This is a genomic window from Rheinheimera sp., assembly GCF_020217005.1.
Classification (GTDB): Bacteria; Pseudomonadota; Gammaproteobacteria; order Enterobacterales; family Alteromonadaceae; genus Pararheinheimera.
On record NZ_JAIWOI010000255.1, the window covers coordinates 1 to 10,000 of the forward strand.

Consider the following 10,000-nt stretch of genomic DNA (forward strand, 5'->3'; position numbering starts at 1 on the left):
GTCAACAAAGCTGCAGCTTTAAGGACGAAGGCTAATGGTTTGACCAGCAGGAAAAGGCTTAGCCTTTACTTGCAACAAACCGGGCTTACGCATAAACTAGCCGCCACACAAAATTGCACCAATTGTTGCGATTTACATGAGAAAAAGGAAGAAAAGATGAGCAACATCGAAGAACGCGTAAAGAAAATTATCATCGAGCAGTTAGGCGTTAAAGAAGAAGAAGTGAAGCACGAATCTTCTTTCGTTGACGATTTAGGCGCTGACTCTCTGGATACAGTAGAATTAGTTATGGCTTTGGAAGAAGAATTCGACACAGAGATCCCAGACGAAGAAGCTGAAAAAATTACAACGGTACAGTCTGCTATCGACTATATCAAAGCCCACGCTGAGTAAGCGTTGAGCTGACAAAACGGGTAGCCTCTGCTACCCGTTTTTGTTTCTGAAGCTGTCTGCTACGAAGTTAAAGCAGAAGCAGATCAGCAATAAAGAATAAATTAGACTGCGGAGGATTCTGTGGCAAAACGTCGAGTGGTTGTGACGGGCTTAGGTATGCTAACGCCCCTGGGGAACGATGTATCGTCGACCTGGCAGGCTTTATTACAAGGTCAAAGTGGAATAGCGCTGTTTGATCATATTGATCCAGAGGCTTACACCACCAAATTTGCTGGTTTAGTCAAAAATTTTGACGTCGAACAGTTTTTCCCGGCCAAAGAAGCCAAAAAAATGGATTTATTTATCCAGTACGGTGTCGCTGCCGGTGTGCAGGCTTTTCGGGATTCCGGATTGGAAATTAACGAAGAAAACGCCGAACGTATTGGTGTTGCTGTAGGTTCAGGTATTGGTGGTTTAGGTTTAATCGAAGAAAACCACACCAAATTATTAAACAGCGGCCCACGTCGTTTATCGCCGTTTTTTGTGCCTTCTACCATTATCAACATGATTTCTGGTCATTTATCTATCATGTTAGGTTTGCAAGGGCCAAATATCAGCATAGTGACTGCTTGTACTACAGGTGTGCACAACATTGGTCAGGCCGCTCGTATGATTGCTTACGGTGATGCAGACGCCATGATTGCCGGTGGTGCAGAAAAAGCTTCTACTACTTTAGGTATGGGTGGTTTTGGTGCTGCCCGTGCTTTATCTACCCGCAACGATGCGCCACAACAGGCCAGTCGTCCATGGGATAAAGACCGTGACGGTTTTGTATTAGGCGATGGGGCTGGTGTTGTGGTACTGGAAGAGTACGAACACGCTAAAGCCCGTGGCGCAAAAATCTATGCTGAACTGGTCGGTTTTGGTATGAGTGGCGACGCCTACCATATGACGTCACCTCCGGAAAACGGTCGTGGTGCAGCTTTGGCGATGAAAAACGCCTTACGTGATGCCGGTGTAAACGCCGATCAGGTGCAGTACATCAATGCCCACGGCACTTCGACACCTGCAGGTGATATAGCTGAAACTATGGCGATTAAATCTATTTTTGGTGCCAAACCAGAAGGTTTAATGGTCAGTTCCAGTAAGTCGATGATGGGACATTTATTAGGTGCTGCAGGTTCAGTTGAATCTATCATCACTATTTTGTCACTGATCGACCAGAAAGTATCTCCAACCATCAACCTGGATAATCCGGACGAGGGGTGTGACTTAGACTATGTACCACACACGGCCCGAGACGCCAAAATGGAATATGCTTTATGTAATTCCTTTGGTTTTGGTGGTACTAACGGTTCTATTCTGTTTAAGAAAATCTAAAGCCTGAAGAAAGGGTCGGAGCCATGCTCTGACCCTTTGATTTTTCTATCTTATTTTTCCCGCTTATTGTCGTAATTCCAGCCGAAGTCTGATATTAAAAGTAAATACTGGGGAAATTACTCCATTTCTTTTAATTAACAGAAGCAGCAAAATAATGTCCTATAAAAAAAGTTGCGTAGCTTTGGCCTTGATGCTGTGTGCTCAAGCGTCTCTTGCCGATCCTATTGCTCAAACCAAAGGCAAATTCGAAGATAAATTCCGTCAATTGGACGAGTCCTTACCCACGCCTAATATTTACCGCAATGCAGCGGGCGAGCCGGGTCAGCAGTACTGGCAACAACAGGTGGATTACAAAATTAAAGCCAGTCTGGATGAAGAAAAACGTCGTTTATCCGGTAGCCAGACTATCCACTACAAAAACAACTCGCCTTATACCCTGAAGTATCTTTGGCTGCAGTTGGACCAGAATATCTTTAAACCGGATTCAATGGCGGAAGTCACCAGCACCTTTGGTGGTGGCTCCAGCCCAAACAATGAGATGCCAGCGAAAATTAGCCTCGACGAGTTACGTAATCTGCAATTTTTAGCGGATCACGAATTAGGCTATCAACTGGACAATATTAAGCTTGCCGACGGTACAAAGCTGAAGTTTGTAGTGGTTGGCACTCAGATGCGGATTGATTTACCAAAACCGCTTAAGCCCGCTGAGTCTTTGCAGTTCTCCATGGATTTTGCCTTTAATATCGTCGAAGAAGACGCTGTCTCGGCCCGTTCTGGTTTTGAACATTTCCCAGACGATAAACGCAAAGGTGGCAATGATATCTTCTTGTTTGCGCAGTGGTTCCCGCGTTTAGTCGCCTACACAGATTATGAAGCCTGGACCAATAAAGAGTTTTTAGGCTCAGGTGAATTCACGCTGGAGTTTGGTGACTATGAGGTCGAGATGACGGTGCCTGCCGATCATATTGTCTCTTCAACAGGTGATTTAACCAACGCCTCAGAAGTGCTGACCAAAGAGCAGCAGCAACGTCTGGAAAAAGCCAAAACAGCAAAACGCCCTGTGTTTATTGTGACTGAACAAGAAGCGCTGGAAAACGAAAAAGACGACACGGATGAGCGCAAAACCTGGCGATTCAAAGCCAACAACGTACGGGATTTTGCCTGGGCTTCTTCACGTAAATTTATTTGGGATGCCAAAGGCTATCAGCAAGGTGGCGCCGATCAGCCTTTTGTGATGGCCATGTCCTTTTATCCAAAAGAGGGCGGCGATTTATGGAAAAAATACTCCACAGAATCCGTAGTGCACACCCTGGAAGTCTATTCGCGTTTCTCTTTTGATTATCCCTATTCAGTTGCTCAATCGGTGAATGGTCCTGTAGGTGGCATGGAATATCCGATGATTACCTTTAACGGCCCGCGTACTGAGTTGCAAAAAGATGGCAGCCGCACCTACTCGCAGGCCGAGAAACGCTTTTTGATTGGCGTGGTGATCCATGAAGTAGGGCATATTTATTTCCCTATGGTGGTCAACTCTGACGAGCGGCAATGGACCTGGATGGACGAAGGGTTAAACAGCTTTTTAGATGGTATAGCGGGTCGTGAGTGGGATCCGCAAATTCCATGGGGGGTTGAAGCCCGGGATATCACTGATTATATGAAAGGTGATCAGCAGGAACCCATTATGACGCAATCGGACAGTGTGACGCGCTTAGGTCCGAATGCCTATACCAAACCTGCGGTAGCGCTGAATATTCTGCGCGATGTGATATTGGGGCGTGAGCTGTTTGATTTTGCGTTTAAAGAATACGCCACCCGCTGGAAGTTTAAACGTCCAACGCCATCAGACTTCTTCCGCACTATGGAAGAAGCCAGTGGTGTTGATTTGGATTGGTTCTGGCGCGGTTGGTTTTACAGCACAGACCATGTCGATATCTCTTTAGATAAAGTCTACAAACTGCAATTAGACACCAAAGATCCGGACATCGACTTTGAGCGCAGACGCAAAGAAGAGCAAGACAAACCTATGCCAATTTTTGTTGAACTGAATGAAGCCGAAGGCAAAACCACCTGGGTGGAGCGTAATAAAGACGTCACTGATTTTTATGATGAAAATGACAGGTTTACTGTCACCAATAAGGAGCGTAACAGCTACCAGCAATTTCTCGCTGATCTGGAACACTGGGAGCGTCAGGTATTTGAGCGTGCTATAGAAGAAAACAAAAACTACTATGTGCTGAATTTCAGTAATTTAGGTGGTTTGGTGATGCCGATTTTACTGCAGCTGACTTTTGAAGATGACAGTGTGCAGGAGATGTATATTCCGGCTGAGATTTGGCGTAAAACTCCTGATGCGGTCAGTAAGCTGATAGTGACAGATAAAACTCTAAAACAGGTGGTGGTGGATCCCAAATGGTTAACAGCCGATGTAGATGTGGAAAACAACCATTATCCACGTCAGATCATTCCATCCCGTATTGAAGCCTTTAAACGGGAAAAGAGTAAAGATTTGGTCGAGCGCGATATTATGCAAGACAGTAAAACCAAACTTAAAGAGCCCAAAGCTAAGGATTAACACCAAAGATGCGTTTGATACTTTTAGTGTTATGCTGCCTGAGCCTGCAGTTGTCCGCTCATGAGATGAAGTCGGCCATTACCAAAGTGCTGTTTAATCAGCGCACTGGCAACATTGAAGTCATGCACAGATTTTATCTGCATGACGCCGAACATGCAGTGAAAAAGCTGCTGGATAAGTCGGCTGATTTAATTGCCAAACAGTCCACCCGTGACAGTTTTGCCTTGTATGTATCCAGCCATTTTCAGCTGAAATCTGATGGGCAGGATCTGAAACTGAGTCTGGTCGGTAACGAACTGGATGGCCGCTTTTTCTGGGTGTATCAGGAAGTAGCCATACCGCACCAATTAACTCAGCTTCAGTTGCGCCACAATTCATTACAGAGCTTATGGCCCGAGCAGGTGAATGTGGTCAATATCGAAGGGCGCGGCAAAGTCAAAACCCTCAAATTTACTCCACAACAGCAATGGCAGCAGGTGCAATTGAGTAACTAACTGCTGAAATTTGGGGCAGATCATTAGGTGAGCGGTTAACAATGTGATCTGATCCCATTTTTAAAGTTTTTGATTTCAGGCATACTTTCGGCCTGAATTTTTCAAATGGTTTGGACTGGCATTGATGCTTTATTTGCAAGTACCGAATAGCACAGATCGCAGCTTTCAGTATGGCGACGGGCTTTTTACCACAATAAAGGTAAAGGACGGCAAGGCTATGCTATGGGATTTGCATTTACAGCGTTTAGTCGAAGGGGCTAAACGCTTACTGATCCACTCATTTGATGTTGACGAGCTCACTTCACAAGTGCAGCAGGCAATTTCTGCACCTGAGCAGGTCGTTAAAGTGCTCATAAGTCGTGGTCAGAGTGGGCGCGGTTATAGCCCGCAGGGTATCGAATCGCCTTGTTGTTATATCAGCACAGCAGCTTTACCCGACTATAGCGGCTGGCAGACTCAGGGCATCAGGCTTGGGATAGCAGATTTTAAGCTGGCGCAGCAACCAGCGCTGGCTGGGCTGAAGCATAACAACAGGCTTGAACAGGTACTTATAAAAGCCGAGTTGATTAAAACGGATGTTGATGAGCTGGTTGTACTGGACCAGAGTGGTGCTGTCATCGAAGTATCGGCCGCTAACCTGATGTTTAGTAAAGATGGTATATGGTTTACTCCCTATCTGGACCAAGCAGGTGTTTCCGGTGTGATGCGTCAACATATACTGGATCAACGATCGGTCAGCGAAGGTAAGTTCTACCTCAATGATTTGCAGCAAGCCGAAGCCATATTGATTTGTAATGCTCTGATGGGCGTGGTGCCGGTAAAGCAATTTGCCGGGCAAACTAAGAATATTGAACTGGTGCGTCAGTTTGTCAGCGGAGTTGAGCTTTGATCCGAACTTTATTTGTAGTGCTATTAATCTCGCTGGTGAGCTTTTTTGGATTAACCAATATCTGGCAACAATACAGCCAAAGCCTCTTACCATTGACTGAAACTTATATCGAAATTAAGGCCGGCGATAGTGCCATGAAGCTCTGCCGTCAATGGCAGCAGCGCCGGCTGCTGAGCAATGCACAGTGTCGCTGGCTGTCTATTTATTTACGTATACATCCTGAACTTTCAAAGTTACATCAAGGCGTCTACAGAGTTCCTGCCGATCAAAAACCTACACGCTTATTGCAGATGCTGCATTTATTCGCCAGCGGTAAGGTTGCTCAATTTGCTTTTAGCATCAAGGAAGGTGAAACCTTAAGCCAGAGTTTTAAGCGTTTAGCTGAAGCCGAATTTTTAAAGCATGATTTGACGGATAAAACTGCATTAATTGAACTGGCAAAATGGCCTGATTCCTGGGGGCCTAAACCAGCTAATGCAGAAGCTCTGTTTTATGCAGAAACCTACAATTACACAGCAAACAGCACCAGCACTGAACTGCTAAAACGCGCCAATGATCTGCTGATCCAGAAAGTACAATTGGCTTGGGATAATCGCCAGGCAACATTACCGTATAAAACTCCCTATGAGCTTTTGATCATGGCCTCTATTGTAGAAAAAGAGAGTGGTCATGAGCCGGAAAAACCATTGGTGAGTTCGGTTTTTGTCAATAGGTTAGCCCTTGGCATGAAACTGCAAACAGATCCGACAGTGATTTATGGTTTAGGTGACGATTTTAACGGAGACATCACCAGAGCCGATCTAAAAAATCCGCATCCGTACAATACTTATCAACATTTTGGTTTGCCACCAGGTCCTATAGCGGCGCCAAGTGGTAGCTCTATTGTGGCAGCGGCACAGCCAGCTCAAAGTGACTGGCTATACTTTGTTTCAAAAGGGGATGGCACCCATCAGTTTTCCCGTACTTTGGCAGAGCACAATGCCGCAGTGCAGCAGTATATTTTTGGCAAAAAAGCTTTGGAAAAGAAAAAACAATGACAACTCAAGGGCGTTTTATTGTAGTGGAAGGGCTGGAAGGCGCGGGAAAAACCAGTGCTATCCATACTATCCAGCAATGGCTGAACGAACACCAGATTAAATTTATTAGTACACGAGAACCCGGAGGCACGCCTTTAGCCGAACAAATCCGAGCTATTGTGAAGCAAGTTCAGGACGAAATAGTAGCGCCTGAAACTGAATTACTGCTGATGTATGCGTCCCGTGTACAGTTGGTAAAAACCGTGATCCAACCCGCTTTGCAACAGGGAAGCTGGGTGTTAGGGGATCGCCACGACTTATCCTCAAGAGCCTATCAGGGGGGAGGTCGCCAACTGGATGAAAGCCTGATCAACAGCATTCGCCATGCCGTATTAGGGGATTTAACGCCGGATTTGACGTTGTATCTGGATATAGACCCAGCTATCGGCTTACAACGCGCTCAGGCCAGGGGTGAACTGGACCGTATTGAGCTGGAACAGCTGGCTTTTTTTCAACGAACCCGGGCAAAATATCTACAAATAGCCGCAACAGAGCCCAATATAGTCACCATAGATGCCAGTCAGTCGATAGAGCAAGTGCAGCAAGACATTCTGAATGCACTGCAACAGGCCTACCAAAACGGACCTTTACAAAGTTATGTCTGATTTACCCTGGCTGGACTCGTATTACTACAAACTGACAGAACTGGCGGCTGAGGGACAATTACATCACGCTTTGTTGTTGACAGGCCCTCTGGGCATAGGTAAATCGGCTCTTGCGAAAAGGTTGGCGGCCTATTTACTCTGCAAAACGCCACAGCAGCAACAGCCTTGTGGTTTATGTAAAAGTTGCCAACTGATGGCTTCTGGTCATCATCCGGATCTGTGGCTCTTACCAACCGAAGGCAACAGTATTGGCGTGGATCCAATACGAGCCCTGGGGCAGTTTATGCAAGGAGCATCACAGCAAGGTGGGGTGAAACTGGCACTTATTCCTCAAGCTGAGCAGATGACTGAAGCAGCTGCTAACGCACTGTTAAAGACTCTGGAAGAACCACCGCAAAACAGTTTTTTGATTTTACAAAGTGCTTATCCGGCACAGTTGTTGCCGACTATTTTAAGCCGTTGTCAAAGCTGGGCAATAGCTCCTGTATACGGTGAACAAATAGAACACTGGTTACAGGACCACAGCAGCAGGCCAGTACCGGATTTTTTATTGCAGTATGTTGGCGGCGCGCCTTTATTAGCTTTGAAATTGCTGGAAAACGACGAAGCAGCAGCAATTTCTGCACAATTGGTTATGCTGAAGAAGTTCGTGTCTGCTCAACTGGATATGTATGAGTTATTGGCTCATTTGCCTGACACTGAACAATTAGCTTCAACCTTATTCTGGTTTGTGCGACAGGAGTTATGGCAAAAGGGTACTGATATGCAGTTGAAACATCACCAATTATTGTTGTCTTTGCAACAATGGGGCAGAGATCGTCAATTGATTTCAGGGCAAAATGCCGCATTGAATTTATCCGCCTTGTTGGTGCAATTGCGCACAGCCTTGGTGTAACAGGAGCTTATCGTGGACGAAATCCAACTGGATTTTACCGAGCTAAAAGAGTTGTACCGCTGTTATATGCCATTTCTAAAGAATGGCGGATTATTCGTGCGTACAGCCCGTCCTTATCGTATGGGGCATTCTATCGCCTTAGTCGTTACTTTGCCTGACGCGCTCGAAGCGGTGAGGGTGTCTGGCAAAGTCGCCTGGTTAACACCACAAGGAGCGCAAAGCTCTACTCCTGCAGGTATTGGTGTGGCTTTTATCGATGATAAGTTTCAGTTGCAGGATAAAATTGAAAAGCTATTGGGCGGTATGCTCGACTCTACCGAACCAACTTATAGCCTTTGAATCCGTATATCGGGCTTGAGGCTGTTTTTAGTTAATCTTTTGGAGAACTCTTTTGTTTGTTGATTCGCATTGCCACCTTGACCGTCTGGAATGGGACAAATTAGCCCTGACTCTACCTGAAGTGTTACAACAGGCAGCAGTCGCCAAAGTGGAGCATATGCTCTGTGTGTCTGTAAGCCTGAAAGAATTTCCTGCGATGAAACAGCTGGTGGCTGCCTACCCGCAAGTCTCCGTCTCTTGTGGCGAACATCCGCTACATCAGGAAGATCAAATTGATATCGAATTACTGCGGCGTTATTGCGCAGATCCCGCAGTAGTAGCTGTAGGTGAAACAGGTTTGGATTATTTTTACAGTCCTGACAGCAAAGCTACACAGCAAGAAGCTTTTGCTGCTCATATTGCAGTAGGCCGCGAACTTAAAAAGCCTTTGATAGTGCATACCCGCGATGCCAGAGCTGACACTTTGAATTTATTACGCTCTGGTGGTGCCGCCGACTGTGGAGGGGTGCTGCATTGCTTTACCGAAGACTGGGATACGGCAAAAGCTGCGCTGGATTTAGGTTTTTATATTTCATTATCAGGCATAGTGACTTTTCGTAACGCCGATGAACTGCGAGCTGTCGCCCGCCAAATTCCTGCTGATCGCTTGTTGATTGAAACCGACTCGCCTTATTTAGCTCCTGTGCCTTACCGTGGCAAAACCAATCAGCCCGCTTATGTTAGTGCTGTGGCTGCTTGTCTTGCCGAGCAGCGTAATGTCAGCATTGAATTGTTGGCAGAACAAAGCTCTGCAAATTTTTATAATTTGTTTCAATCAGTTAAGAAAGCTTATTGAGAGAGAAAAGTAGCCCAGAATCAAGGGATTCATTCTGGGCTTAGGGGAATGGCTCATCTAAATGAGCCGTGCGCTATACGGAACTAAACAGAACAAATGGCTTCACTGACTTGCTGGTTTTGAGTGTAGACAAGGCCTGTTAAATTTTCCTGTACTGTTTTTTGCCCATTAAGTGCTTCAATCAAAATCAGAAGCTAAAACTTATCCTGATCTTATACCGTAGTTATCCCCAAGTTATCCACTCAACCTCAGGTAACATAAGCTTTTGCTGAAGAATTAAAGCTGACGTCACAAAATCGTAATAGAAGTCAAAGTTTTTACAAGTCATCTATGTTAGAAAAAATTAATCTAATAAAAACTGCAATAGGGTTCAATCTGCCCTGACTGTCGTAGATATTTTCAGGCTTGCTGCAAGTATAGATGTGTCTGAATTTCAAGTTGGCAGACCCTGAGCTGTACTATCTTTTTCTGAAAAAATCTGTCAGTGAATTAGCCTCAAGCAGACAGGGGCACTGCCACCACATAGGCATGCTGTTGTGTTGG

Annotated in this window: 10 protein-coding genes; all 10 read left to right on the forward strand. The window is 45.6% G+C overall.

Annotated features, from left to right (window positions below; all coding sequences use genetic code 11):
• The first annotated feature begins 156 nt into the window (after positions 1 to 156).
• The 10 genes from acpP to LDL40_RS12505 all read left to right on the forward strand — a co-directional run bounded on the left by acpP (position 157) and on the right by LDL40_RS12505 (position 9,457).
• A complete protein-coding gene (acpP, locus tag LDL40_RS12460) occupies positions 157 to 393 on the forward strand; it encodes an acyl carrier protein (RefSeq protein ID WP_008898948.1) in 237 nt (78 codons plus the stop codon).
• Between the two features lie 120 nt (positions 394 to 513).
• Positions 514 to 1,752 carry a beta-ketoacyl-ACP synthase II gene (gene fabF / locus LDL40_RS12465; protein WP_300995703.1) on the forward strand — a complete coding sequence of 413 codons (1,239 nt, stop codon included), beginning with the start codon at positions 514 to 516 and terminating at the stop codon, positions 1,750 to 1,752.
• Positions 1,753 to 1,906: 154 nt separating this feature from the next.
• The gene (locus LDL40_RS12470; RefSeq protein ID WP_300995704.1) at positions 1,907 to 4,324 is read left to right on the forward strand and encodes a M1 family metallopeptidase; all 2,418 of its coding nucleotides are present in this window, start codon (positions 1,907 to 1,909) and stop codon (positions 4,322 to 4,324) included.
• 8 nt (positions 4,325 to 4,332) lie between these two features.
• Positions 4,333 to 4,818, forward strand: coding sequence for a DUF6702 family protein (locus LDL40_RS12475; protein ID WP_300995705.1), 486 nt, complete (start codon positions 4,333 to 4,335; stop codon positions 4,816 to 4,818).
• Positions 4,819 to 4,942: 124 nt separating this feature from the next.
• Positions 4,943 to 5,707: an aminodeoxychorismate lyase gene (gene pabC, locus LDL40_RS12480; RefSeq protein ID WP_300995706.1), complete on the forward strand. Its 765-nt coding sequence runs from the start codon at positions 4,943 to 4,945 to the stop codon at positions 5,705 to 5,707.
• Positions 5,704 to 6,744: an endolytic transglycosylase MltG gene (mltG, locus tag LDL40_RS12485; protein ID WP_300995707.1), complete on the forward strand. Its 1,041-nt coding sequence runs from the start codon at positions 5,704 to 5,706 to the stop codon at positions 6,742 to 6,744. The genes pabC and mltG overlap by 4 nt, the downstream gene beginning before the upstream one ends.
• Positions 6,741 to 7,388 carry a dTMP kinase gene (gene tmk, locus LDL40_RS12490; RefSeq protein ID WP_300995708.1) on the forward strand — a complete coding sequence of 216 codons (648 nt, stop codon included), beginning with the start codon at positions 6,741 to 6,743 and terminating at the stop codon, positions 7,386 to 7,388. Before mltG ends, tmk begins: the two co-directional genes overlap by 4 nt.
• Positions 7,381 to 8,283 carry a DNA polymerase III subunit delta' gene (gene holB / locus LDL40_RS12495; protein ID WP_300995709.1) on the forward strand — a complete coding sequence of 301 codons (903 nt, stop codon included), beginning with the start codon at positions 7,381 to 7,383 and terminating at the stop codon, positions 8,281 to 8,283. Before tmk ends, holB begins: the two co-directional genes overlap by 8 nt.
• Positions 8,284 to 8,295: 12 nt before the next feature.
• Positions 8,296 to 8,622, forward strand: coding sequence for a PilZ domain-containing protein (locus tag LDL40_RS12500; protein WP_300995710.1), 327 nt, complete (start codon positions 8,296 to 8,298; stop codon positions 8,620 to 8,622).
• Between the two features lie 52 nt (positions 8,623 to 8,674).
• Entirely contained in the window at positions 8,675 to 9,457 is a 783-nt protein-coding gene (locus LDL40_RS12505; protein ID WP_300995711.1) for a TatD family hydrolase, read from the forward strand.
• Positions 9,458 to 10,000: the final 543 nt, after the last annotated feature.

Excerpts from the sequence above, each read along its gene's own strand:
- acpP (WP_008898948.1), top strand. The coding sequence starts at position 157 with ATGAGCAACATCGAAGAACGCGTAAAGAAAATTATCATCGAGCAGTTA.
- LDL40_RS12470 (WP_300995704.1), top strand. The coding sequence starts at position 1,907 with ATGTCCTATAAAAAAAGTTGCGTAGCTTTGGCCTTGATGCTGTGTGCT.
- LDL40_RS12475 (WP_300995705.1), top strand. The coding sequence starts at position 4,333 with ATGCGTTTGATACTTTTAGTGTTATGCTGCCTGAGCCTGCAGTTGTCC.
- pabC (WP_300995706.1), top strand. The coding sequence starts at position 4,943 with ATGCTTTATTTGCAAGTACCGAATAGCACAGATCGCAGCTTTCAGTAT.
- tmk (WP_300995708.1), top strand. The coding sequence starts at position 6,741 with ATGACAACTCAAGGGCGTTTTATTGTAGTGGAAGGGCTGGAAGGCGCG.
- holB (WP_300995709.1), top strand. The coding sequence starts at position 7,381 with ATGTCTGATTTACCCTGGCTGGACTCGTATTACTACAAACTGACAGAA.